Source organism: Mycoplana rhizolycopersici, assembly GCF_013378445.1.
Lineage (GTDB): Bacteria > Pseudomonadota > Alphaproteobacteria > Rhizobiales > Rhizobiaceae > Mycoplana > Mycoplana rhizolycopersici.
Window position 1 is genome coordinate 75,128 of sequence record NZ_JABXYK010000003.1, and the last position, 24,654, is coordinate 99,781.

The following is a 24,654-nucleotide window of genomic DNA, read 5'->3' on the forward strand; positions in this document are numbered from 1 at the left end:
AGCCCAGAAAACAAGGGATTTTCAACCGCAAATTTGGTGTCGTGTGTGCCAATCTTGTGTGCGCATGTTTTGCATGCAGATGCGCGAAAAGTCAACGACATGTGGGCGGACACCCTGGCGACCCCATCGGCATTGACGTACGCTAGTGCATTGGTGTAGGTAGTGCATGTACTACGGAAACCGTAGCTCCATCGTTAACTTCGTTGACGGTGAATTTCAGAGAAGGAGCTTCTCTTATGACCACTGCATTTAATGTTTCAGATGCCGTAGCAGCGCTTGAAAGCCAACGCACAGACCTTATCGACTACATCAATCGCACAACCGATGCCCTAATTGGCAAGATTGTCGGAGCAGATGCGGGGCCTGTCATTGGCGTTAGAATCCCGACGCTTGAACAGGCCCGGGACGCGCGCAACAAAGAAGGGGCAAACCTTACCGCCCGCGGCACAGAAATCCTTTACCGTCTGTTCGACGACGGAGCTGGATATAACCGTGCTTCCAAGGCTCTTGGTATCACTCAGACTGCTGCTCGCAACAGAAAGGGTCTGTGGGAAAAGCAGGGTGGTTTAAACCGCAAGCGCGAGCGCCTTGATATCGACGATTAGGCTATTCCCAGCATCGTAGCAGAGCCTCCGGGAGACCTTGGGGGCTCTAATCCATATCAGCGCGGACGATCCGCCCACAGTTGATCCATGTCTATCTGATGAAGCGCTTCCTTCATTCTGGTGACCGCATTGTCGCTGAAGCATCGGATTTTCTGGGCACCGAACTCGAACAGGTGACTGCAACTGGCATCGTTATCGATCCCCAAGTGCTGACGGAGGACTTTGGAGCGAGGGGGGCTTAACCCCACTTTCACAGCCAACGGGTGAGCCTGCAGATGAAACTTCCTTCTTAGATCAACTTCACGCACCGCGGCTGCCGCGGCCGGGTCGTCCCCGCCAATGTATTGGACCGGCGCACCCTGTTTTTTCGTGAAGTGGACGGTCAGATTGAGTCCTTCCCCCTGCAAATTAGTGCCCACGGTCGCTAGGCGAGGAAAAACCGCAGAGAAATCTGCATCTCCCCGCATAGCCTTCTCGATCCGATCGATGTCCCTTTCCGATATCTCGACTTCGTCGGTGACGATTGCCTCCATAGCCAGCATGGTTCGGATGCGGGCGCGGGCTTCGTCGCGCGCCCGTCTCCCTGGCTTGAGCAACTCGTTCACATAATTAAATTCGCGGTCGACGAGGAATTCAAAATCGCCAGGCGGAAGAGTGGAGATTGGTAGAACACGGGGCGGGATATGTGATCGGAGATCGCTTTCCAGCATACGTTGCAGATAGGCATCGTAAGCGGTGATCAGTGCCCGCGTTTGGAGGTAGAGCAAATCCTCGGAAACGAAGACATACCAATGCTGTGCGGCATCCCGGAGCGCGTCAATCGCACGCATGATCCCCGCCTCGTCTGCGGAAAGTTGATGATGGGCAACACAAAGGCCAAGACATCGTTCAAAGCCGATCGACTTGCCCGTCCCTTTGTCAAAGACCTTCACTTTTCGCTGTGAAAGCACCGCCTTGAGCAACATTTCGCAAGCATGCTGAAGGTTCATCAGCACCATCGTGATACGACCGTCGTCGTCGTAGCTGTTAAAGGCGTTCATTGCTGTTTTCAGCGAGCTAATGGACTTCGCCTTCAACGTTCGAGCATCACGAACCAGCTTCAAGATAGCTCCTAACCAACCTTATCCGTGCAACTTTTAGTTTGAGCATGCTACGTCAACGCGTGTTTGGCCGACAAGTTGTAGAGATAGCCCGATTTCCATCATGTACTTGTACATGATGTTCTACCGTCAGAGCGGCGCGCTTTCGGAAGCTTTCAAACGGAAGCGATCGAACTCTTTCGGAAGCTTTTCGAGAAGCTGATCAGGTGACAGCGCGAACAGGTCCCATGTCACGTCGAGCTGCTTGCGCACCTGTGCAAGGCGTCGCGATGAGCCTGCTCCCTTGCCGCCAGCCCCCCGGCGCAACTTCATTTTGCCAGGTTCAAGATAAAGCAAGCGGGCAACTCGCTGGAACGATTCATGGAACATATCCTGCTGGCTTGTAAGCTGCTCACGCAACTCGCCTGGCACTGAAGGACTACCTATAAGCAGGTGCTCGGCAGCATCTCCGAAAGATGACTTCAGGAGTACAGGCATACGGATCAGATGTCGCTGACCTTTCTGGTAGTCTTCAGGTTCGCTCGGAAACCACCTCCACACCTCGCCCAATTTCCGGTGTCCGTTTTTCTGCTCCGGGTACACTACGTCGCGGCATACAAAAGAGAGCCATCCCCAGACCCCCTTGCGGCCAAGCAGGGCCTTGATATTTACGCTGCCTATCGAACCCAGTATGGCAGTAGCCATCTCGTCGGCTGAAGCCCAGTCGGAGACAGTGAACGCCGTGGTTCCCGTGATCTTCCGGGCAATAGCATCATTGGTCAGGTCGATTGCTTCCTCTTCCAGCTCGCCGTCAAACGCCTGTCTGAAAGCCTCGAGTCCAGCTTCGGTAAATTCGTAGAGCCCAGTGAACTTCATGCAACGTCTCCTTGGCCGAATTGATCGACGATGCGATCCGAGAGCTTATGCCGCTGGCAGAACGTATCGATCAGGCCATCGATCCACTCTCTCCGGTCACGGCTTTCTGACTGCTGGGGTCTGCTATTTCCTGGCATCAAACCGTCTGCCCAGCGTATCCAGTCATTCATCCAGTCCGTTTCCTCCGGATTTGGGTGCGAAAGGATGTCGTCGAAGACCTGATAAATGATCGCAGGCATGATCGTGCCGACGAAAGTGGGGTCACTCTTTGCCCAGGACCTCGGGTCAGGGATACGATTGTCGACATAGATAACAGGGTGCGAATCTTCCTTGATGATCAGCTTCCAAGTCCGTGGTGCAATCTTCGCGGGAAGGAAATTCAGAAGCCCCCTTACACCTCCAGTCTGCTCTGGGTTGTCCGAGTTCAGTCGCCATGACGGGGAGCTACCTAGCAAGATGCCAAGGCGATCTGCATCTGCGTTCGCTATCCGGAGCTGGCAACTCGGATCGATGTATTCCTGGTTCGCAACTTCGACGGCAGTTTTCGGATTGCCAAGGGTACCGAAGTCTACCAGTTCCATCTGCTTGGTTTCGATCAGTTTGATCGTAAGCCGTGCGTTTGCCGGGAAGCCTTTTACTGCTTTCGGATCGACGATCGTCATGGTCAGGACTTTTTTTCCGCCGACCTCGCGCATCGCAACGTTTACACAACTTCGCGGGAGCTGCCGCCGACCTGTCAGCCTAATCGTTCTGCGCATTCTTCCAGACCTTTATGTGCGTATCGAGTTCACGTAATACGTCGAAGCCTGTGACCTCGACCGCAAAGGCCGGCCCGCAGTTGCGTGCCGTCAGCTTGTTGTTCGAAAAGTTCGCATCACAATCCGCGATTTGAGGACTAAGGTTCTCCAGCGCAAAATCGTAGATGCTCCAAGCTGGTTTTCTTGTCCCGTCGGCATAAGCCATCGTCACGGATACATTGACCGGCCAGTCTCCGTAAGAAGGATTTGCAGCCACTCGAAAGCCGTCTGGTAACGTCTCCATCACAATAGGCGATATTTTGGGAAGTGGAGGAGGCACAGGTGGTGCGGGGCTGACATCGGCCTTGGCACCCTTAGACTTCTTCTTTTCGGAACTGTCGTCTGGCAACGCAAAAAACGCATCGAAGACATCGATTTCGGGCTGCGTAATATCTGGCGTCAGGAGCGCACGAAGTTCGGTTGGAAGTCCTTTGATGAACCGCTTCAGGAGGATCGGCAGATGGTAGCCATTCTTCTCAAGTTTTGCCCTGACTTCTTTCGATTCCAGCAGGTCGAGGTGGGCCTTTCCTTCGCAGAGGTTGAGGAAGGTGGCGAGATTTTCGTCGTCGACAAGCAGGACCAGATCGAGTTCGCCCGGCATAGAAGATTTGACCTCGGGCAAGCTCATGCCCTCCCGGAAAAACCTGTCGATCGGGAGCTGGTCATCGGGGGTCTTCGCCAGCACCGCTCGAAGCGAGACAGGAAGTGTGACATCATTCTTTTTAAGGCTGAAGGACAGTTTCAGCGCGATCTTCTTACCAGCAGCGCAAGCCTCCTGCATGGCCTTGATCTGGTCGGTGTCACGAAGAGCTGCCAGACCTGATTTGGAATCAACCTTCAGCTCGCTGGTGGCCGACATGCCGATCGCAATAAGATCAAGATATCGCCTGACGTCGTCGCGGATCGAACGCGTATGAAATTTCTCCGCGACCGAGACACCCACTTCTTCGATCGAGCCTTTGTCGAGCGTCACATCGTCCACCTGGACCACCAGCGAGCCGTTTAGGATAGCCGGCGCGAAGTGCTCGACAGCCGAGGCCAAGATACCCTCTGGCGTCAGGTCGGCATGAGGATAGGGAATAATGAGTGCAAGACCGCTATTTGTGGGGGCCGAATTGTACCCGTTTAGAGAGAAGGCGGCGGCGAGCCCGTTGTTGAAATCACCGGCAACATGGAGCCCGAAAACATCGTCTTTTTCATTGTCCGCCAGATAGGCATGGGTTGTTCGCACGACACCTTCGGTGCGCATCGTGCGTAGCAAGGTCATGCCGCATGCGGCGGTGACGCCATCGTCGACGCGCCTGGTGAGAGCAAGGACAGTTTGCATTCGGGACGCGATAAGAAATGTGACGCGTCCGATGCCTCGCCCGCCACGCTTAGCTCCATCCTTGTTCGAGACGCCGAAATTCAGCCAGTAATTCCAGAAATTGCCAAGGCGGTCATCCAGGCTGCCGTCCAGGCCGCGAGTGTTGAAGTCTTCAATCGTCACCCAGTTGATCTGCCCGTTCTGCCAGTCTTCGACTGGAGGGAAGTCAGCGATTTCCCGGAACTTGACCGCTCCTTCCAAAAAGGCACGCCTTGAGGATAAAGCCGCCTGGTGAAAGCCGAATCTGATGATCGCCGGGCGACCGGCATCCAGACGGGCATCAAGCGTATTCTGGATCGCTTCACGGACAAATGTTTCCGTATACGGATAGTCCGCCCGATCGAACATTTCGCTATCAGTATTCTGCGAACTCGGCGTGGGCCCAACGCGAGGCCATATCCACTTCCACATACGCCTCACCTCTAACCAAGAGTGAATTCATTGTCTTTGCCGCCAGAGTCGCCGCTGAAACGTGCTTTGGCAGCATCAAGCTCCTTTTGAAGAGCTCTGAAAATCTTCTTCATGTCATCGTCTTCATAGGCATAGGCCCCTCGGTTCGCGAGGTTGCCGATCAGACGGATGTCCTTGATTGCCCTATTCACCCGAGCCTCTGCGAGCTCTACAAATTTGCTTCTTTTGTCGCGCATATTTCCTGCACCTTTTCGAAAATATACGACGAATATACACAGAAATTTTAAGCCGTCAACATTTCCAAGATATCCTAAGAATATTCCGGATTTTCTCGGCAATAGTGAATCACTGTATGCATCGCTAAGTTCGCTACATTTCCCACATATTTTCATTTTGATCGCTTTAAATGAACTCCGATTAGCACCCAACATCTTGTTTTTGAATTGCTCTTTTGATTCGCATCGAAAAATAAATAGATGCAAAAAAATCGTTGACGTTCGGCAATTGCAATGCGCTCAATAGTTACACCAGAAACAAGTGATTGGGCGCGTAAGCCAGAGACATCGAGATGGCACGCGTATCGGCGAAAAGAGGTGGCCAAGATGATCGACCTAGACATGTATCAATACGTCAATTTCAACGATACAGAACTCGTAGCGGTGATCGTTGCTGCGTTGGTAGCAGTAGCGTTCGGCATGCGGCAGCTTCGCCTTCCAAAGACGTGGATGAAAGTGGTCGCAAACCTGTTCTTTTATTTGGTCTGCATGCATGCCGTCGGCTTTACGCTGATCGGTTTTGCGGCGTGGCAAGCCAAATCATAACCGGTCAGGGGAGCAATCATGACGACTTGCTCCCTACCGATGCCTCCTGCATCCGGTACGCTTGCTTGAGGGTTTGCGGAAAAATCATAGACCTAGTGGCCGTGAACATGACACCCTCGAGCCGAAACCGCCCTGGGGCGCAAGTATCCCTCGCAGAGCCGCATCATGACCGAAGGGAATTGATGGTAGTCGGTCACTATCATGGTACTTTTTGCTGTCTTTCTTTGCCGCCGGCAGGCAAGCTTGGGTTATTCCCCTGAGTGCCTAGCATGCAAAAATATGACCTTCCAATTTCAATCGTCTATCGCGACGTCACTGAACAAGGCCGGCTAGTAATAGGCCGCACAACGGATACTTGGCAGGCGGAGATATGGCAGGGACCATGTCTTCTCGCCGATTTCGACCATACTTCGACCCCTCGCAGTCGCGGAGTAGCCGCCCTCGATGGAGACGGCCTCGTAGAGAGGGTAAGGATCATCGCTGAATGCCGCTATGGCGTCTACTTCGAGCGTGAAACCGAGGTCGGGATATGACGTATGGCTTTCCAATTCGTTCACCTGGAGCCATACAGCCGGCGGCCCGACTCTAAAGGGCGTAGCACCGCCTTCGTTTTCGATGAAGCCTCCCGAAAGCCGGTAGCGTCGGTCCACGTTCGCGATCCCAAACCGCCGACCACGATCTGGGGCGTCGGCGTCGAGGAAGTCCGGGCGATGCATGACGCCGCCGCGGAAGTGGCGATGACGCCCGGTGCGCGGGGCAAGCTCCGGAAGATCGCGGTGAGTCAAAAGACTCTGCATACCGTTGTCGCCTCGCACCCTTACACTGTCGAGGAAGTCCGCGCCGACAAGGCCAAGTTGGCAGAGGTCCGGCAATGGGAGCGTTTGACGATCGATTGGCTCAAGCGCCAATACGGGCCGGCGCTGAAGTCCGTCATTCGGCACACGGACGAGCAACAATGGCACATCCACGCCTACGTGCTGCCGAGTGAGGACCGGGAACTGAAGGCTGCGGTCTTTCATCCCGGTATCGTTGCGAAACGAGCGGTGATGGCCGAAGGGCGACGGCCGGGTGAAGATGGAAAGGCCCTGAACAAGCGGTCCAACGCAGCCTACAAGGGCGCGATGCGCGAATGGCAGGACTCGTATCACGAGGCAGTGGCCGCGCCATGCGGATTGACGCGTCTCGGTCCTGCGCGCCGACGCCTGACGCGTGAGGAATGGATGGCGGAACGGACGCAGGCGCAGGCACTCAAGCAGGCCGTGGAGCGCGCGGCGGCGGTGGACGCCAAGGGGCGCGAGTATATCGATCGCACCAAAGCCGAGGCCCAGGCAGTCAGGGTAGACGCCGCGAAGGTAAGGGCGGCTGCCGATCGCCTGAGAGGCATCGGGGGAGCATTCCGGGCGGCTATCGACGGAATTCAGGAATCCCGCATCCGCGACCAGATTCGAAAAGAGTTCGCCTGCGATCTCGCCGCCGCGAAGGCTGCCGTGGAAAAGGCCAGAGCCGCCGCCGGTAGAGAGCGAAACTCACGTCGTGAGTTTGAGCGAAAGGCTTCCGATGCAAGTTACGCATTCCGCCAACAGCGTCAACGTCTCCTCGCTGCGCAGCAGGAAATCCGGACTTTATCCAAGGCACTCGCCGCCGCGCTGGATGAGCCGGCACCGACACCAGCACCGGGAGGGGTGACGCCATGATGGACGTCGGCGAAGAGATTTTTTGGCAGAACGCCCGTGCGGTCACACGCGATATCGGAATGTTCCACCTTGATCCCGCACACGGGGCGGCGGTGGACGTCGTTCGGTGGTGCTTACGACACCGAGGCCGTCCGACACATCACCGGCAGACCTTTTTAGAGGCGGAGTCTCCACCGCTTCTCGCCTACCTCGAAACGCTGGCGAGGTCAGGGGACGCGGCAGGCTGGCGGACGCTGGAGCAACGTATCCGGCATCATGCGGAACTTCTCCACGAGACGGACATGCATCCTTGCGCCCGTCCCTGGCTGGCCGCGATTTGGCATTGCCTGCCCGAGCTTGCGGGGATCGGCCAGACGATCCTTGACGGCGCGGACGAACCCAAGAGCGCGGCGGATTTCGAAGTCGCGCCAGCGCCGACCGATACCGACACGAAGGCCGGCGACGGCGGCGGCGACGAGGGCAGCGCGGGCAAGGCCGGATCGGCGGGGACGGCGGCGAAGCCGAAACCCTCATCGCCGCTGGCATTACCTGTCGTCCCTGTGGTGCTGACCCAGGCCGAGATGAAGGCGTTGGCTCCCGACGACGACGCCAGCGATGCCAACGCGAAGAACGATGCCACGCCTGACGGCCCAGACGGGTCAACGGGTCCCAAACCAGGAAGCCCGAAATGATCGACTACATAGCAAGTTTGTTTCAGGAACCTCCCGACTCTAATCTGGCGTGGCAGTTGGTCAAGGCGGTCCTACCGTCTGACGCGACGTCGGCATGGGGCCAGACGTTGCAGGTATTCACGTCGGCGCTCTTCGGGTTCTGCACCGTGATTCTCGGCTATGGTGTCATTTCCGGAATAGTGCAGTCGGCCTATACGGGGAAAACGCTTGGGGATCGCTGGCATCAGATTTGGACGCCGCTGCGGGTCATCGTTGGTTTGGGACTTCTTATCCCGACGCCGTCGACGGGGTTTTCTCCGGTACACTACCTGCTGCGTGACGTCGTTGCCCGTGGCGGTATAAATCTGGCGGATGACTCTTGGGGGGTGTTCGTGAAGGTGGTGGCATCGGGGGAGACGACAATCCTTCCGGTGTCGTCCTCGGGATCGACAGTCGCCATGGCGATCCTGCAACACGAAATATGCGCTGCCGTCTACAATCAAGCGGGTTCCCTTTGGGGCTGGCAAGCACCGTTGCCCGAACCGGCCGGCGATATCGCGGGCCTCGGTATTCCTGGTTATGGCAAGAAGGTCGTATGGAGTTACGGGCCGACCTGTGGGCATTTCTCGTATACGGTCCCCGACAACCGGGAGGATTTCTCGAACGCACGGCGTGAGGCGGTCAAGGAAATCGTGTCCGCCTACAGGACAGAGGCGCAGCGGTATGCCCAGTTGGCCGCCGAGACTTCGGGCCTCTCGTCCGCCGACGCAATGACGAAGGCGCTCGGCAGCAAGGGTCTATCCCTGGCGATCGTGCAGGATATCCGCGCCCGCGGGGCTGCCTTCGACGCGAAGATTTCCGAAGCGGCCAAGACGGAAGCCGCGACAGTCGAAAAAGAGTCGAGGTCAAAGCTGGTCAAGAACGCGGAGCTCGAAGGCTTTTTGAGTGCGGGGACTTACTTCCGGGCACTGGGCCAGATCAGTGAACTGACGACGGCGCTTTCGAACGAGACCTTGGAAGACGTTGCGCCCCGGACGGATGGAGATTTTGGGCTGCCGTTGGATCGGGCCTTTGCCGTCCTGCGCCTGCAGGTCTCCGGAGAGACCGACAGGGCGAACCTGACGGCCAATGACTTCGCGGCTGCGGGCGATGAGGGGTCGAATTTCCTCGTGAAGCTCCTTGCGCCAATTTCCCGGGGTCTTGCCGAATGGGGTGCGTCATCATCTGCCAGATCGGGTGACGCGATGTCGAACCTGATTTCCTCGGGTCATGCGATGTTGTCGATTGCCTGGACGGCCATCGGCGCGGGAGCCACGTTGATGGTCGCGTCCTCGAACTGGTTTTCGTCCGCGGTCGGTGCGGGCGGGGCAGCCGACTTCCTGCTCGGCTGGGGCAATTGGGTTATCGGGGCCCTCATGTTCATCGGCGGCTTACGCGCCTACGTGATCCCGATCCTTCCGTTCCTGTTCGTTCTTGCCGCCGGGATCGCCCTTGTCGCCGCTCTGCTTGAGGCGATGATCGCATTGCCGCTGTGGTGCCTGAAATGGCTGAAAATGGAGGGCGGCGATGACTTCGCCGCCGAGGGCGTTCGCATGGGCTTGATGCTGACCGTCAACGTCTTCCTGCGTCCGTCCCTTGCGATCCTGGCCTATTGTGGCTCTTACCCGGTTTTCAACGTCGTTCTCAGGACGATGGATTCGATGTGGGCGACCGCCTTCCTCGCCCAGACTGGCGGCGCGGTCGTCGGCCTCATCGGTTTCCTCGTGATGTCCATCATCCAGCTTTATCTGACCTGGTACGTCAGCCTGAAGTTGTTCGGGCAATCGTGGGCGCTTCCGGATCGGGTTCTCGGCTGGCTCGGCCTTCCGGGAACGGCGGGGGAATCAAGCATCGCCTCCGGCGCTATCGGCGGAATGCTCGGTCTTGCCGGACGCGGGTTATTGCCGAAAACTGGTGTGGCGATGCTCAGCAAGGGAGGGAAGTCGAAATGAAGAAACTGGCATTCTGGACGGCCGGCGGGCTGAGTATAGCGACGGTCTGCGGTCTCGTGGGGTTGCCCCACCTGTCTGCCACACTGGTCACGCTAACGGTGTTTTGCGCCTTGCAGGTCCTCGCCGTCTGGTCCTTTGGTGTCGTGTGGTCTCTGCCTGATCGCATCGCTGTATGGGTGCAGCTCCCTTGCTCCAAAACACTCGGGGGAAAGAGAGAGGGCGGAGCATGAGAGGCGAGTTCAGCTTTGTCGACTTATTGGCCGAAGCCTACGGGCCTGATTTCGTCTGGATTATCGAATGGGCTGCGTGGGCTTTCGTGTGGGCTTGGGCGATATCGGGGACATTGTTTCTCGGCGGATGCCTGATTTCATGGCCCGTGATCATTGGCGCGAGAATGGGATTATGGCGACTCACAAAAGCATTTGGGGGCGAACAATGAAATCCATCACGATCGCCGTCGCCGCACTGGCGGCATTCATGGCGGGGCCTGCGGTGGCAGAGGTGATACTTCACACGTCGCCTCTACCCGCGAATTTCTTGCCGCATGAACAGGGCGCACACGAGCAAGGCGGGCAACGGGGATATTGGTTTCGTGGTCACACGACCGACATCAAGTATTTGCCTGGTGACGGAGACGAGGTGTTTTTGAGGATGCACGGCTTTCAGGGTATCCAGCTTGTCGGCCTGCCGCCCTTCGTACGTGAGGTCTCCACGGCAGACGGGCGTCTGCTGCGCGGCATCCCTCAACCAGGCAATTACACAGTCGAGATGTGGCGCGACGGAAAGCGCATCCCCACTCTCGACATGCACATGAGGTTTATTCCGCGATGACACGTTCCCTGTTCAGCGGTCTCATCTTTCTCGCCTTGGCGACCCTACCGGCTTACGCGGGATCGCTCCTGCAACCACCCGCCGACGCGCTGCGCGTGGAGTTCGTCAGTCCCGACACGTCGCCAACCGAACGCCACAAGGCAGGCCAGTCGTTGACCGTGGGCGTCGTCGTCACCAGGTCGACGGGGGCCGTCCAGGTCGTGCCAACGTCAACGCCCGACTGGATGACGTACGATCCGAAAACGCGGGAGTTTTCGGGGATTCCCGTAGCGGGTGAGCATGAGCTTTCGGTACGCACGACGGACACAGGAACGGGGCAGACTGCAACGGGCATCCTGAGGTTCAACATCGAAGCGAGGTGAGTGTTAAGCGAGAGTGGATTTGCCGCTCTTTTCGTTTTCACAGGTGCCAGACACCATCCATGTCAGCCAAACGCGCTGTACGGACCTGCCTGCGCCACGTTTCAGCAGCGATTGCCGAATATCTCGAGAAAGAACGGTCAGGCGGCATCCGCCAGCACAATCGGTTCGGGAGCGGTCTCGGTCGCTCGGGTCTGCCGTGTTGTCTTCGGTCGTGATTTCTTCGAGCTTTCGAACTGGGCGAGGAGAACCAGAGCTCGCCGAAGGTCACTCCGCGTGTTCTTCGGCAAACTGGCGAAACCGGCCACGGCATCGAGGTCCGCAAGTTCCCTCGCTGAATCAGCATACGTCCGTCCACCCAGGAGACGCCGCGCTCTCATCGCGCTCGCCTTGATGTTTCGTGCAATCGTCCGACGTTGTCCGTTGTGCTCAAGCCAGTCCAGAAACCTGCCCTCGATCGCAGGTACGGTCTGCCCCGCCTGACGGGCCAGGATGATTTCACCGATCGCCTTCGCCAACGGGGCGGGAACAGCGTTGGCGATCATTTGCAAGATGTCCCGTTGCGTGCGGGCTATCCATTGCCAGTCTTCCGGGAACCCCTGAATCCTTGATGCCTGCTCTCGTGTGAGGGTGGCAGTCAATTCGGCCGGTGCCGGGTCGTCGGGATGCGGATTGCCCAGGTACTTCGGGGCTGGACGTTCCCAAGACGTCCTTGTGACAGTCGGAAATGGTTCGTCTATCGTCCTGACGCCTCGTCCGCCACGCACCGGCCGAGAGTATACGTATCCGTTCTCGATCAGGGCAATGTCGGCAGCATGGGGATGCCATGTTGCGGGAACAGGTCTAATCGACCGCTCCCGGATCGTCGGAGCCGATTCGTCAGGCGAATAGAGTGACCGTCTGGCTGCCGACGTCGCCGGAAAGTATAGAGGGCTTTTGATGAGTGGACCAAACATATCTCGCAAAGTCATCGGTCGGGCGGATGCCGCGTCCGCGACGGCGGACTGCAGAAAGCCGTCTCGCTCGCCGAGGCGGGCTGTCACTATAAATCGACGTCTGCTCTGTGGAACGCCATAAAGGCTCGCGTTGGTGCGCGACTCCGACAGACCATAACCGGCGCGTTTGAGCATTGCCCGTGCCTCGGCCCAAGCCTGCGATTTCGAGGCCTGGATGACGTTCTCCATGACAATCCATTCCGGGCGGACGGCCGTTGCGATGATCGCGAAGGCAACCGTCATGCTGGCGTTCTCGCCCTCCTGACGCCGGCCGGCCAGGGAATAGTCCTGGCACGGCGGACCACCGCAGATCATGTCCGGTGCAAGACGAACAATCTCCGGAATGATGGAAAGGAGGTTCTTGAGGTCTGCGACCTCTGCATGAGGGCCGATGTTATGGCGGTAGTTTTCCACTGCCACTGGCCACGCATCGTATGCCCGGATGACCTCGATACCCGCATCTATCAGGCCGCGGGACATGCCGCCCGCGCCACAAAACAATTCCACTGCCTGCACTGAAAACCCTGCTGAAAACGTCATGTACCTGTACATGACGGAAATGGCACGGCGACGGTTACGAATTCACGAATACTACGTGGAAATTGAGGTCTGCACGACAAACGCGCAGACGCTTCTTTTCTACTGCCGCATAATTGCGAGGGCGGCCGCCTCGGCATGTTCGCCACAGGTCCGGGAAAGCCGACGCCAGATATCGTTGCCGCCGATTTGGTCGGCCACACGCGAGTAGTCGGCGGCATGCAGCATGCCGATAAGAACCGGGACTTCGCCTGTTGAAACCACGTTCGCCAGATGCCTGACGCGCTTCACAAGATCGCCATCGGAGCGGTCGTTCTCACTGCAGAACGCTTCCGTATAGTCGCTCCACGAGCTGCATCCGCTTATGTCCAGATCGATCCGTGAGGCCATGTCCTGAACAGGCGACAAGGCCTTCCAGCGGAGGAAATGCGACCGCAGGCGATCCCACGCCCTGTCGGCTTCGCCAAGCCAGTGCGCAGCGAAATCTCGTTCGTCCGCATCGGGAATCCTGTCGGTCCAGTCGATTTCGCAAAGAACGGTTCGACGGTCGATCTGGTACACGAACCCGTTCACAACGTCGGCTTCCCCCTCTTTCTCGACCGGCTGCTGTTCGAAAGGGTCGACCCTGACCACGCGCGCCGTGAAGCGCGGTGACACGAGATGCACGATGTATTCCCGGCGTGTTCCGTCATCCGCCAGCGTACTGCCGATTTGCCATTTCTTCGGGTCTGTCATGCCATTTCTCCGAACGAGACATAGTTGCCCGCCAGAAAGCGGTCCCGGATCGCCACAGCTTCACTCACTGCGCGGGAGATGTCCGCTTCGTCACCGAAGTCGCACTGGATATCCACCACGTAGTTCTGTTCGACATATTCGCGCAGCGCCTCGCGGACATCATCGTCACCTTCACCGCTGTCGGCGACGAGTTCGACGCGGACAATGCCTGCGCTGAACAACGACGAGATTTGCGGCTCTACCCACTCGTAGTTGTCGGAGCGATCGACGATAGCCAATTTGTCATTGAAACCGAAGTCGTCGAATCTGAATTCCGTGTTCATTCTTGCGCTCCTTCTGCAACTTCCTTCTCCTTGCGGATCGTTGCGATGTAGTTCAGGCACGTAGCTTCTGCGATTTCGATGCCTGCGGCGTTGAGGCCGCGTGCAATCGTCTTGAGCGAGAAACCTTGCCGCGTCATTTCCTCGATGACGGACCAGACTTCCGGTGATGAAATCTGCTGCCTGAGCGACGGATGCGCGTTGGCCTCGGCAAACCTCTTGAGAGCGGCTGCGGCTGTAGCGGGATTGAAAGCTGTCATGGTCATGGGTGCGTTCCTTCGTTGATGATTTCCCGTTCGATGAGGTCGGTGACGACCTCGCGGATCGTCGTTTCACGTTGTGCAACGTGGATTTTGAGTGCCGTAAGCGTCCCGGCAGGCAGGTCCACTGTCAGCCTGTCCGCGCGCTCTCTTCGCGACGGTCGGGCCTGGTGGTTGGAGGAGGCCAGAGCCATGTCATGCCTCCTCGACCACGAAGAAGCGGGCAATGGTGTCCTCGTCGGCATGTTGTTCGGCGAAGTTGCGGGCTTGTGCGGTACCTACAGGATGCAGCCCCTCGCCATCTGACTGCCCGCCCTGGACTGGTTGAGCCCAGCGCGTCATCGCACCACCGCGTCCTGCGAGGAAGAAACGTCCCCGGGGCGTCCGATACAGAGTGGTGACTTCGTGACGGAAATCTCCTCGCCCGGATTCGCTTTCGAAAGAGCAGATTTCCTCTGCTGTCGCGGTGTTGTAGCGGAGGCCGTCGATGATCTTGCTGATGTTCATTTCGTTACCTTTCACTTGGCCTGCGGGCACGGCTCCGCCGCGCGCCGAAGCACGTTGTTCATTGATTTCGTTTCCATTTTTCAGGATTTCATGTGATGTGGGGAAGTGCGTTTGTGACTGTCCACATACAAAGTGTTGGAGCATTCCAACGGCCGCGCAAGAGGGAAAATGCGCCGGCTGAGAAGATTTTTCAGCCGTGGACTCGCCAGGCGTTCGACGTCCAGTTTTCGAACGCGTGTTCTACTTGCGCCAGCGCCGTCGGCATCTCGGAGGTGATGCCGCTTGCGATGACCCGCTTGCCTTTCCGGAGGAACCACGCAGCACTGCGGATGTCGGGCAAGTCGCCGACGTACAAATAGTACGACGCGCCGGCCCGACGAACCCTGCACTTGGCGCTCTTGTCGCTCTCATTCCATGGATACTCTCTCACACGCATTTCCTTTCTATACATAGTTGTATTCTCCGCCTCAGAGGCGAGGATCAATTGTTTGCGCCGCCCCTTCGATAAAGCAACATATAAGAAACGATCCTTTCAACGTCAATAGTGTAAGCTATTGTTTTAATTCAAGAACTCGTTGCGCTAGTACCGCTCGTCGAGTTCTTGAATTAAACCTGTATTCGAGTTCTTGAATTTCGACATCGAGTTCTTGAATTAATTTAAGGTTGCATTGGGCAGCATGGCCCTGGCGAGCTTGGTGACAATGAGAAGCGGCAGGATGATCCAGAGAACGAGGCTGCCGACTTCGACCGCATGCGGAGCTTTGATGGCGATGGTGTAGAGGGTTGCGAAGGCAAACAGTGCGATCGGGAAGGTCAGGATGCGGAGGAGGAGCATTGCATTTCCTTTCTATGTGGGAATGTGGGTTTTCAGACGTGCTGAAAGCGGCGGAACGCCTGGATGCCGTCCCGTTCGATCTCGTCGCGCATCGCGGCGGCCGCACCGGGCAAACGGGAGCGACGGATAAGATGGCGGACGGAGGTTCCTTTTTCGATCCTGTAGATCGATGCCAGATATCCATTGAGGCGGCCGGCCGTGTCCCGATCGGCGAATTCCTCAACCAGAAGATTAAAGGTCAAACCTTGAAACGTTGTGCTCGTGATTGCCATTTCGGACCTCGATTACGACTGTTTTCGTTGACATATTTATAGCACATCGGGGCAATGGAGCCCAGGGGACGACGCGGCATGGTTGTATTGTGCCGGAGGAAAACCCAACTGGATTGCTAGGATTTTACGGATGTGAAGATGAGGGCCTGTTCCCTGTTCGATGCGGGCCGCAGGCCAAGTCGAACCCGCGCGCAGCGCGGCCTTCTGATGTGTTCCCCGTCCCGATAGCTCCATGATCGCCACCGCTCGCAATGGGAGTCACCCGAAGGGCCGTAACGGAGTGTAGGATGCCCAAGGGCGTTGACAGAGTGAGAACGGTGGCAGGCTTGGCGCGGAGGGTGGGAAAGGGATTCAGGGGTAGTCGGACCCATTCGAGAAGCCAAGCGTGCTGTATGGGCGCGCATACGGCCCCGTACAGCACACTTGAGCTTAAAATGGACTCATGGACCATTCTGGCGCGCTACCGCGCCCCACGATGAAGAAGAGCATATCGGAGCGGTCAACATAGTGGTCCTCGATATCGAGGAGACCGCGGGAATTCGCGCATGCGATTTCGGAATCACGTCTGCCGCAGGAGCGTCAGCATAGCGACCCGGAACGGGTGACGCGGGACCGACTGACGCCGAAATCGCATTCCGCTTGATCTGTTCAAGCTATTCGGACGTCCCCGATAAATTCTTCCAGCGTCATCAGATGCGGGCGCACGGTATCGGGATACGAGTCGTGCAGGCCGGCGGGAACGACGAGCCGGACGCCCGCTTCCGTCATCTCGTTGAACTGGGCCTGAGACACACCTTCCTGGAGCGTCAGCAAATGCTTTGTCGGAATGCGGTCGGCTTCGTTGATGATCTGACGCCAGCGGTCCTTACAGGTAGTCTTCGCGGCGAGCATGCGCAGCCTGTTGGCGGGGAAGGCCCCGTTCTCGTAGGCTTCGACGTTGGGAAACAAAAAGTCAGGTCGCTTGTTGCCCTCGATAACCGGGTTGTGGACGAAATTGGCACCAGGCGACAATCCGTCTTCCTCGAAAATCGCACTGGCATGGTATTCAAGCGATTTGCCCGCCCTTGATTTCCGGCTCTGCAGGATGGTGTTGGCGAGGCCGAGAAATCCGTCGATCGTATGGAAGCCTTCGCTTATCTTGGGCATCCACGTCGCCTGCTCGACGCTCTTGAAAATCTCGAACTCGCATGCACGACGTCGCATCAGCCGGACATCGGCATTCGTCCCTGTTGCCGGCCTGAGCGAAATAGTCTTTTCGATGATCTGACGCCCGGTCGGGAACGTCACCAGCCACTCAGGAGGCATCTCGGCCGGACCCAGCCAGCAAGAAGTTCGCGCTGCTGGGGTAATGGTGAACAGGTCAGCCTGTGGCTCCGAGATTCCCGGACGCCAAATGACTGGAACCTTGGGCTCAACTGGCCCAAGTCTTTCCTCGATCAGGTCGGCCTGGATGCCATCATCGCATAGCCAGACATGGCACGATGCATCGGCAGCGTCCGTCTCGGGCGCGAAAGCGAAGACCACAAGCGCGCCGGTACTGTCTGCATCCAGAAGTGCGGACTGGCCGCCGCCGAAATTGGTCAGTCTGGTCTCGTTACGGGTCTTTCCATGGAGCCTGTTATTGTACCAGACCGCTCTTATGGTCCGGACATCAGGATGGGAGTCGACATAGAGTTCGAAGCGGGCATCCGGATTCAATTCCTGAGGACGATTCAGGCTGGGGATGATTTCAAAAAGAAAATCTTTCGGGATATAAGGGCCGGCCTGATGCGAGCCGTTCGCCAGCGTGTCGTTACCCGACAGGCGCTTCGCGTACCAAACGAAACCTGGTCGACCGTACTCGTCCATCCAGTCCGTCAGGTCACTGATCGCCATCCGTCGTCCCCTCTATATCCGCAGCAAACCTGCCCGATTCGAGCCAGTTCGCCACCTTGTCGATAACCTCGACGATCGGCAACCTCGTCCTGCCTTTCAGCGCGCATTCCCAAACCGTCAGGTGCCGCCACCCCAGTCCGTCCAGCGCCTTCCTGACCTCGACGTCCCGTTGCCGATTGCGCGCGATCTTTTCCGTCCAGAAATCGACCCGTGAAGACGGGAGCCTGAACAGGTGGCAAGTGTGTCCATGCCAGAAGCAGCCGTCCACAAACACAACGGCTCTAAGCCGCGGGAACACCAGGTCGGGCTTGCCTGGCAGGCGCTTGTCATGGAGACGATATCGCCATCCACGCGCGAACAACGCCTTGCGGATCAGGATTTCAGGTTTCGTATTCTTTCCCCGGATGCCCGACATCATCAGGCTACGCTTCTCCGGGGTGACGATATCCGCCATCAGGCCCGCTTTCTGACGACCTCTTTGCGGGCGTCGAGAATGTAGGGCTTCATGAGCTGCGCAACCGCCTCGACAGCAGGAACCGCGACGGAATTCCCGAACTGGCGGTAGGCCTGTGTGTCCGATACGGGGATTATGAAGTCGCTATGTCCTGGAAGGTCAAAGCCCATAAGCCGTGCGCACTCCCGCGGCGTCAGCCGGCGCGGGTTCCGTCCGTCACCTCTGTCGATGAGGATTTCCGATCCGTCCTTGTGGTAGCGAGCCGAGAGCGTGCGGGCGACCCCTTCCGCGCCGAACAAACCGAAACCGAAACCGTTGCCTTTTGCCTTATGCTTGTCGGCATAGGCCTGAAGGTAGGCCCAGAGCTTGTCGCTCAGTGTGTACTTGTCCGATACCCGGCCGATATTGCCATCCGTAAACGGCTTCTCGGGGGCTTCCTCTCCGTTCTCCGGATGCAGGATGGTCTTGAGGGTTGGTCCCTTCAAAACGTCAGGCACAACAAGGTCTTCGAAATCGAAACCACACTCGTCCCTGAAACCGACAATGAAAATGCGTTCGCGGTGCTGCGGCAACCAGGACTTGGCATCCAGTATCCTGCACTGGATCGTATAGCCAAGCTCGTTTTCCAGCACGTTCCGGATGATCTTGAAGGTCTGCCCCTTATCGTGGTTGACTAGGTTCTTCACGTTTTCGAGCAGGAACGCCTTGGGACGATGGAAGGCAAGGATGCGCTGGATATCGAAGAACAGCGTTCCCTGCGTCTCGCAGGCGAAGCCATGGGGCCGGTTCAAGGCGTTCTTCTTGGAGACGCCCGCTATCGAGAACGGCTGACACGGGAAACCGGCCAACAGGACGTCATGAGGCGGGATGTCTTCCTCACGCAGCTTGGTAATGTCCGGAAAGATGTCGTGGTTATCCTCCGGGTAATTTGCCCGATACGTCTCCTGCGAATGCTTGTCACGCTCACACGTGAAAATGCACTTTCCGCCGATCGCATCGAAACCGCGACGAAGTCCGCCGATCCCTGCGAACAGATCGATGAAGGTGAACGAATGTTCGGGCGTCGCCTCGGAGCATCGTTCATGCCGAACGGCCTCAAGGGAGTCCAGCACCACTTTGCGGGGAACGTTCTTACCCGACTCCCATCGGTAAACCTGACGCTCTGTGTAACCCAGTCGCTCGGCCGTTTCAGGGATACCCAGGCCAGCCTTCTGACGGAGGGCGGAAAAATCACTCATGAATCACCTCGGCATTCTCTGGGAGTCTTTCTGACATTACGGCAGGAAGTAATCCATAGAACATAACAAGAACATCCGGATGTCAACTGATTATTATTGCAGCTCTCGTCGACCTCAGAGTTCGAGGGTTGATCTGCCAACCACTCGCCTCATGTCGCCTCCGAACTGTGCAAGGGGCCGATAGAGGTCAGCCCCGTTGAGGTTTACAGCATGCCTTTCCCTACCATCGCCCACCACACGGGCCATGACCGCCGAATGCGTTGCATCGGGCATGTAGATGGCCGAGAACCCCATCCTCTTGAACAGAGCCATACGGCTAGTGGTCCAGAACTCCTCTGGCTGATTGAAGAAACCGAAGCCGACACCCTCGATGGAGTTGGAAGAGTAGAGAAGTCTTTCCCGCGCAGCTTCACTCTTCACAGAGATGACCAGGTTGGTAGGCGCGCAGGGGATCAGGATGTCCCCGAACGCTTTCAGCGCCTGCATCCTCCCCTCGTTCATGATGATATGACCAGGCATCTGCCATCTCGGCCAATTGTCATCATCCAGGGCCATCAGCGGCACGCCGGCGGATTCGAGAACCTCACTGCAGAGGAATTCCATGATCGTACCGCCGATATTCCGGACAACTTCGCGCGGCGGATAGGCCATTGCTGGAGTGCCAGGGCGAGGATGCTGGATCAGGAAGGCATCATGAACGTTTGACGAGTCTATTCGGGTGCCAAGCGTAAGTTCGCAGAGGTGAACTACCGCTCTGGCGGTGGGGGAAATCTCGATTTGCGTAAACAGACACGGACAGTAATCCAGCAGTCGTTTCAGCATCGCCCGGTTCAACGGAGACGGGAACAAGGCCGCGGATGTCCAGGTGCCGACGGAACGGAAGTTGGCGTCAAGAAACGCTGCCACGGCAGGTCTGTCAGCCACCCTGATTTTCAGTTCAGGCCGGTCGAGAACCGGAGCCCAGGCGGGACTGCCTGACGGTGCAGACATTGGGCAAAACGGATGAAGACAGTTCATGTTTCCTCCTTGAGAAACCTGAACTTGCCACGCCGGCCTTGCGTCAAACCGTTGGTTCCGCCAATCGAGAATTATGAGCATCTCGAAGCCGTGAGCATAGCGACGCTGAAAGGGTTGCGCCGGGTTTTCGCATGTCGAGATCGGAATCAGGGTCGCCGTAAGAGGTTCAGAAGAGTCGCCTTGGCGGGAACCGGGGCCGACCACCCCCGACGAGATATTCCGTGTACTTCCGTACTGAGCTTCCCAGCCCCTCCAGATGCAGTCAAACCGTTTGGACGACTACCGATCCATCTTTCCCACCATACACCAGCTGGCGTCCACGCTGGCGGCTCTCGCGTATGGCTTGCTTTCGTGCTTCCTTTTGCTTCCAGGCCTTCTTTCGATCCTCCATTGCCTTTCTCATGAATTCCGGCATGGGACGACGTTTGACGCCCAGCTGTTCCGCCTTCGGGTCTTCCTTGCTGTCTACCAGGATTGAAGACCCCGTTCCGACGGCCACGGAGGACACTGATTTCGAAGAACGGGGTTCCCGATTCTGCAGTACGGAATCGCCGAGTACTGGAGTCCTATCTTTGACCTCGGAGGGCGTGGTGAAGGGCGGGTTGTGAAGGTGTGGTGAATCCAGACGGCAAGTCTTTGATTTTGTTGAATCGGAAGTTGCAACGGACTTCAGGGAGCAGACACCCGAATTCGACCGTCCGACGAACTTCTCGTACGCAGCCTTCATCGTCCTGACGAGGTTCTTCACCTGTCCGGCGGGAACGATAAAGCTGTCGTGGATCGGCAGGCACGGGACACCCTTGCGGACCGTCATCTCACGGAGAACGTACTCGGCCATCTTCGCATCGAGGTTCTGCAACTCCAGTCCGATGCCCGAATGGAAGTACTTCTCGACCGGAGCATGGCGGGCCTTCATCACGGCGATCAGCTTGGCGGCGAGTTTCCTGTCCAGTCCCTTCTTTTCGAGGTAGTTCGCGACGGCTCCCTTGGCAGCCAGATAGCCCTCGGCGTTGACGATGATGAAGAACGCCCGCTTCGCCACGTTCCTCGGAAAGCCTTCGATGATGTAGGGATCGCCGACGAGTTTCTTCTTCGCCCAGGCATAGATGATCCTGGCGTGCAGGTAGTCGTAGTCAACCTCCTCGGTGCGCTCGCCGTCAATCAGGATGGTATGCCTGTGGCGGCCGCGCATGGTCTGCCAGAACCCGGCGTAGAAACGCCCGCCCGATGTCCAGACACCCTGGTTGAAGACGCGGTGCATGGCGGTCGCCGAGGTCGAGAACACGCGGTCCTCGATACGGGTCCACTGTCCGTCGGTGACCACGCCTTCGCCCTCGACGGTGAAGCGGGTCTTCTCGAGGACGTCGTTGACCTTCTCGAGAACGTATCGGCTGTCCCGTGTCTGGGGCGTGTCCTTGTAAGCCAGCATGTCGCCGTTCTTGTCGCGCAGGATGATGGTTTCCCCGCGCTTGCGGTTCAGCTTCGGCATCTCGAAAGCGACGAGCATCGGGTTCGGCAGATAGGAGGACTGGATGCCCCGCTTGCCCGCCGGCCGCCTGTCGTGTTCGATCAGGATGCCCTTGGCGACCAGAGCGTCCACCGCCTTGATGACGGTGCTGCGTCGGAAGGCGGGACCCGTATACCGTGCGCGGTTCTGCCAGTAGGCTTCGCGCCTCGAATAGGAGATACGGCGGCCGGGATAGAGATGGGCCGAGATGATGGCGTCGGCCGTCAGAGCGTCCACCACTTCCTGCTCGGAGGCGGTCTCCATCACCGGGACATCGAGGACCTTCTTGAGTTCCTCGGAAGGCATGCGCCAGGACATGCCGACGGGACGATGCCTCGTCAGGTCCGTGCGCCATTCGCCGTCAAGGGAGAATTCGGGTAGGACGCAGGCCCCTGCGCCGACCTCACACTGATTTCCAGAGCCTACGTGCTCGTCGGATTTGTCAACATTTTTGATTGTAGGGTCAGGCGGTAGTGTCGAGCGGGTCGGGATATGTCCCGACCTCGGGCTCACCGATTACGGTGGGGGGTCTTTACAGCAATTTCGCCAACAGCGATGATCATCTGGCAACTCCGAAAAAACACCACTGAGGGTTCCCGCCCTGCGACGTGGTGTTTTTTTATGGTCATGCGAGGCAGAGTCCGGGTCAAGCGCCGAAAATACATTCCGCATGCGAAACGAATTGATGGTCGTCATGTACAGGTACATGACGTTCTCCACAATCCCCCACCCCGCCCGAGGGCGGTGCTGCGGCCCTCCCCCCGGGAAGGGCCTCACGCCCCTCGCGGGGCGACTGGGTTTCATCGCCCTCGCGCCGGCGCTTCAGGCGATGCCTTGCTTATTTTTCAGTCGTTCAAAAGCATTCGGGGAGGGAAACCCCTTGATCCCATCCGCAGTCATCATCTGGCCGCCCTTCCCTTGGTAGAAGGCGTCGCGAGCATCGTCAGTTGGATTCTTCTTCAGCAGGAAAAGATAACGAGGAGGAGGCGCGTCAGCGGCTCGAGGCTGAAGATCAAGCTGAAAGGCGAAAGCGCCCTCTGTTGGGGACTCCACCCGCCACACTTTCGTGTCGAGTGGCAACACCATGTATGCTCCCCGGATGGGGTGGCATTCAATTAGTGGCACGATCCGACGGATAAGAGATGAAAGCCGGATTCGGCTTTCCAGCCGCTCCTCGCCTTCGAGCTGCATGAAGTCCGTCGACAACTGAAGAACTTCCGCAAGGCGGACGGAATCTCCAGGGTCGCTTTGGCTTATCGCCAGCTCCGCCTCCGCAGCCTTCAGCTCAGCTGTCTTGGCCTTAACCTCCTCCGCGATTTCGAGGAAGCGTGCTATCGCCTGCTGGTCTTCGGATTCTGCCAGCCTCATCAGGACCTTGTTTCTGCGATTGAGGTCATCCAGTTCAGCCCGGATCGCATCAACTATGTCGCCATTGTCAGTTTCTTGTTGGTACAAGCCTTTGAAAGACTGCGTCTTGAACGAGGTCAAGCATAGCAGAACCGCTTCCTCAAGTTCGTCCACTCGCCAAGCTCGTCCGTTGTCGCAACCTACGTTTCTCCGGTTGGATGAACAGGCGAGATAGACCCCACCTTTTGGCGGTTTGCCTTTGTTCACCACCCACATTGCGCTGCCGCACGCTGAACATTTTGCTAGGCCATGGAGAATGTGGGCCCCTTTGTCACCGCGGCGACCTCCAGTATGCTGTCGTCGGGTTTCAAGAGATGCCTGAGCGCGCCAGAATACGTCATCGGGAATAATCCGAGGATAGTAGTCTTTGATCGGGTCTCCCTCTGGCTTTCTGTTACGCGCTTTATGTGTGCCGGTGTGAGGTTGGTACTCGCCCATCACTGCGCGGTTCTGCACGATCTTCGCGATACTCGAAGTCTGCCACCCAGTGGAAGGCTTCTTCCGCTTCTCGCCAGCTTTGAACGGCAGCTTTCCTTCGCCGTTTAACCGGCATACGATCTCTCGTCGGCCGAATCCTTCGATCGTCTCCCGAAAAATACGGCGCACGATTTCGACCCTATCTGGGCGCTCAACGAACTTCCCGTCGCGGACTTCCAGCCATTCGGGGCATCGTGGCGTAATCGGCTTTCCTTCTGCACGTGCAGCCGCCTTCTTCTGCCGCCATGCCTCTCCGACGCGCTCGCTCTTCACGCGGCTTTCATCATGCGCGCGTGCCATGACCGCAAGTGAAATGACCAGTGGCGTCCAGTCTTGCCGGAGTCGAGTGGCGGAATATTCCTGACCATCGCTAAGGGTGACGACGACGACGCCGGCTTGAATAAGGGCGAACAGTTGGGTCGCGGCATCAATCACGGTTTCGCGCGATAGGCGGTCCAGGCTCTCCACGATGAGATATGAATCCCGTTCAATCTTCCCGTCCTCGACCATCTGAAGAAACGATCGAAGGGCACCATTTGTCCGGTTCGCTCCGTGATAGGCGCTGATTCCGAGGTCGCGATGGGAGTCGTCCAAGTCGAGGCCGCGCCCGTCTGCCCAAGCCTCCGCCTTCGCGACTTGGCGACGCAGGGAGTCCCCTTGCGCTTGTTCCGGCGTAGAGAATCGAATGTATGAATAAGCTTTCGTCATGCTGCGTTCCATATCTGACATGAGGAAATT

Annotated in this window: 27 protein-coding genes; 7 read left to right on the forward strand and 20 right to left on the reverse strand. The window is 57.7% G+C overall.

Going from position 1 to position 24,654, the window contains the following annotated elements; genetic code table 11:
• The first annotated feature begins 236 nt into the window (after window positions 1–236).
• Window positions 237–605, forward strand: coding sequence for a hypothetical protein (locus HV823_RS05600; RefSeq protein ID WP_142174788.1), 369 nt, complete (start codon window positions 237–239; stop codon window positions 603–605).
• A 56-nt stretch (window positions 606–661) separates the two neighbouring features.
• On the opposite strand, the gene HV823_RS05605 is transcribed toward HV823_RS05600, so the two are convergent.
• The 5 genes from HV823_RS05605 to HV823_RS05625 form a co-directional block, all read right to left on the reverse strand.
• Window positions 662–1,708: a hypothetical protein gene (locus HV823_RS05605; RefSeq protein ID WP_210247005.1), complete on the reverse strand. Its 1,047-nt coding sequence runs from the start codon at window positions 1,706–1,708 to the stop codon at window positions 662–664.
• A 126-nt stretch (window positions 1,709–1,834) separates the two neighbouring features.
• Window positions 1,835–2,560, reverse strand: coding sequence for a hypothetical protein (locus HV823_RS05610; RefSeq protein ID WP_142174790.1), 726 nt, complete (start codon window positions 2,558–2,560; stop codon window positions 1,835–1,837).
• On the reverse strand, window positions 2,557–3,222 hold the full coding sequence (locus HV823_RS05615; protein WP_176948771.1) for a hypothetical protein: 666 nt from the start codon (window positions 3,220–3,222) through the stop codon (window positions 2,557–2,559). The genes HV823_RS05610 and HV823_RS05615 overlap by 4 nt, the downstream gene beginning before the upstream one ends.
• A 79-nt stretch (window positions 3,223–3,301) precedes the next feature.
• A complete protein-coding gene (locus tag HV823_RS05620; RefSeq protein ID WP_142174792.1) occupies window positions 3,302–5,071 on the reverse strand; it encodes a hypothetical protein in 1,770 nt (589 codons plus the stop codon).
• 74 nt (window positions 5,072–5,145) lie between these two features.
• Entirely contained in the window at window positions 5,146–5,370 is a 225-nt protein-coding gene (locus tag HV823_RS05625) for a hypothetical protein (protein ID WP_142174793.1), read from the reverse strand.
• A 366-nt stretch (window positions 5,371–5,736) separates the two neighbouring features.
• On the opposite strand from HV823_RS05625, the gene HV823_RS05630 reads away from it, so the two are divergent.
• From HV823_RS05630 to HV823_RS05655, 6 genes are all read left to right on the forward strand, one after another.
• A complete protein-coding gene (locus HV823_RS05630; RefSeq protein ID WP_142174794.1) occupies window positions 5,737–5,955 on the forward strand; it encodes a hypothetical protein in 219 nt (72 codons plus the stop codon).
• Between the two features lie 536 nt (window positions 5,956–6,491).
• A complete protein-coding gene (locus HV823_RS05635) occupies window positions 6,492–7,649 on the forward strand; it encodes a plasmid recombination protein (RefSeq protein WP_176948772.1) in 1,158 nt (385 codons plus the stop codon).
• Entirely contained in the window at window positions 7,646–8,320 is a 675-nt protein-coding gene (locus HV823_RS05640) for a hypothetical protein (RefSeq protein ID WP_176948773.1), read from the forward strand. The genes HV823_RS05635 and HV823_RS05640 overlap by 4 nt, the downstream gene beginning before the upstream one ends.
• Complete coding sequence (locus HV823_RS05645) at window positions 8,317–10,290, forward strand: DotA/TraY family protein (RefSeq protein WP_176948774.1); 1,974 nt, start codon at window positions 8,317–8,319, stop codon at window positions 10,288–10,290. The genes HV823_RS05640 and HV823_RS05645 overlap by 4 nt, the downstream gene beginning before the upstream one ends.
• A 435-nt stretch (window positions 10,291–10,725) precedes the next feature.
• On the forward strand, window positions 10,726–11,121 hold the full coding sequence (locus HV823_RS05650; RefSeq protein ID WP_176948775.1) for a hypothetical protein: 396 nt from the start codon (window positions 10,726–10,728) through the stop codon (window positions 11,119–11,121).
• On the forward strand, window positions 11,118–11,483 hold the full coding sequence (locus HV823_RS05655) for a hypothetical protein (RefSeq protein ID WP_142172736.1): 366 nt from the start codon (window positions 11,118–11,120) through the stop codon (window positions 11,481–11,483). Before HV823_RS05650 ends, HV823_RS05655 begins: the two co-directional genes overlap by 4 nt.
• A gap of 137 nt (window positions 11,484–11,620) precedes the next feature.
• Here HV823_RS05655 and HV823_RS05660 read toward each other — a convergent pair whose 3' ends face one another.
• From HV823_RS05660 to HV823_RS05730, 15 genes are all read right to left on the reverse strand, one after another.
• Window positions 11,621–13,015 carry a DNA cytosine methyltransferase gene (locus HV823_RS05660; RefSeq protein WP_176948776.1) on the reverse strand — a complete coding sequence of 465 codons (1,395 nt, stop codon included), beginning with the start codon at window positions 13,013–13,015 and terminating at the stop codon, window positions 11,621–11,623.
• Between the two features lie 99 nt (window positions 13,016–13,114).
• Complete coding sequence (locus HV823_RS05665; RefSeq protein WP_142172740.1) at window positions 13,115–13,747, reverse strand: hypothetical protein; 633 nt, start codon at window positions 13,745–13,747, stop codon at window positions 13,115–13,117.
• The gene (locus HV823_RS05670) at window positions 13,744–14,070 is read right to left on the reverse strand and encodes a hypothetical protein (RefSeq protein WP_142172742.1); all 327 of its coding nucleotides are present in this window, start codon (window positions 14,068–14,070) and stop codon (window positions 13,744–13,746) included. The genes HV823_RS05665 and HV823_RS05670 overlap by 4 nt, the downstream gene beginning before the upstream one ends.
• The gene (locus HV823_RS05675) at window positions 14,067–14,333 is read right to left on the reverse strand and encodes a hypothetical protein (protein WP_132408511.1); all 267 of its coding nucleotides are present in this window, start codon (window positions 14,331–14,333) and stop codon (window positions 14,067–14,069) included. The genes HV823_RS05670 and HV823_RS05675 overlap by 4 nt, the downstream gene beginning before the upstream one ends.
• Entirely contained in the window at window positions 14,330–14,521 is a 192-nt protein-coding gene (locus tag HV823_RS05680) for a hypothetical protein (protein WP_132408509.1), read from the reverse strand. The genes HV823_RS05675 and HV823_RS05680 overlap by 4 nt, the downstream gene beginning before the upstream one ends.
• Window position 14,522: 1 nt before the next feature.
• Window positions 14,523–14,834: a hypothetical protein gene (locus tag HV823_RS05685; RefSeq protein WP_176948777.1), complete on the reverse strand. Its 312-nt coding sequence runs from the start codon at window positions 14,832–14,834 to the stop codon at window positions 14,523–14,525.
• A 190-nt stretch (window positions 14,835–15,024) separates the two neighbouring features.
• The gene (locus HV823_RS05690; protein WP_142172746.1) at window positions 15,025–15,285 is read right to left on the reverse strand and encodes a hypothetical protein; all 261 of its coding nucleotides are present in this window, start codon (window positions 15,283–15,285) and stop codon (window positions 15,025–15,027) included.
• 201 nt (window positions 15,286–15,486) lie between these two features.
• Complete coding sequence (locus HV823_RS05695; protein ID WP_132408503.1) at window positions 15,487–15,669, reverse strand: hypothetical protein; 183 nt, start codon at window positions 15,667–15,669, stop codon at window positions 15,487–15,489.
• A gap of 32 nt (window positions 15,670–15,701) precedes the next feature.
• Window positions 15,702–15,941, reverse strand: coding sequence for a hypothetical protein (locus HV823_RS05700; protein WP_132408501.1), 240 nt, complete (start codon window positions 15,939–15,941; stop codon window positions 15,702–15,704).
• A 648-nt stretch (window positions 15,942–16,589) separates the two neighbouring features.
• Window positions 16,590–17,816 carry a type II restriction endonuclease gene (locus HV823_RS05705; protein WP_132408499.1) on the reverse strand — a complete coding sequence of 409 codons (1,227 nt, stop codon included), beginning with the start codon at window positions 17,814–17,816 and terminating at the stop codon, window positions 16,590–16,592.
• Window positions 17,803–18,270 (reverse strand): very short patch repair endonuclease, encoded by a 468-nt coding sequence (locus HV823_RS05710; protein WP_142172748.1) that lies wholly within the window; start codon window positions 18,268–18,270, stop codon window positions 17,803–17,805. The genes HV823_RS05705 and HV823_RS05710 overlap by 14 nt, the downstream gene beginning before the upstream one ends.
• Entirely contained in the window at window positions 18,270–19,508 is a 1,239-nt protein-coding gene (gene dcm / locus HV823_RS05715; protein WP_176948778.1) for a DNA (cytosine-5-)-methyltransferase, read from the reverse strand. The genes HV823_RS05710 and dcm overlap by 1 nt, the downstream gene beginning before the upstream one ends.
• Window positions 19,509–19,622: 114 nt before the next feature.
• Window positions 19,623–20,525: a hypothetical protein gene (locus HV823_RS05720; protein ID WP_176948779.1), complete on the reverse strand. Its 903-nt coding sequence runs from the start codon at window positions 20,523–20,525 to the stop codon at window positions 19,623–19,625.
• A gap of 262 nt (window positions 20,526–20,787) precedes the next feature.
• Entirely contained in the window at window positions 20,788–22,350 is a 1,563-nt protein-coding gene (locus HV823_RS05725) for a hypothetical protein (protein WP_142172755.1), read from the reverse strand.
• Between the two features lie 504 nt (window positions 22,351–22,854).
• Entirely contained in the window at window positions 22,855–24,624 is a 1,770-nt protein-coding gene (locus HV823_RS05730; RefSeq protein WP_176948780.1) for a recombinase family protein, read from the reverse strand.
• Between the last annotated feature and the right edge of the window lie 30 nt (window positions 24,625–24,654).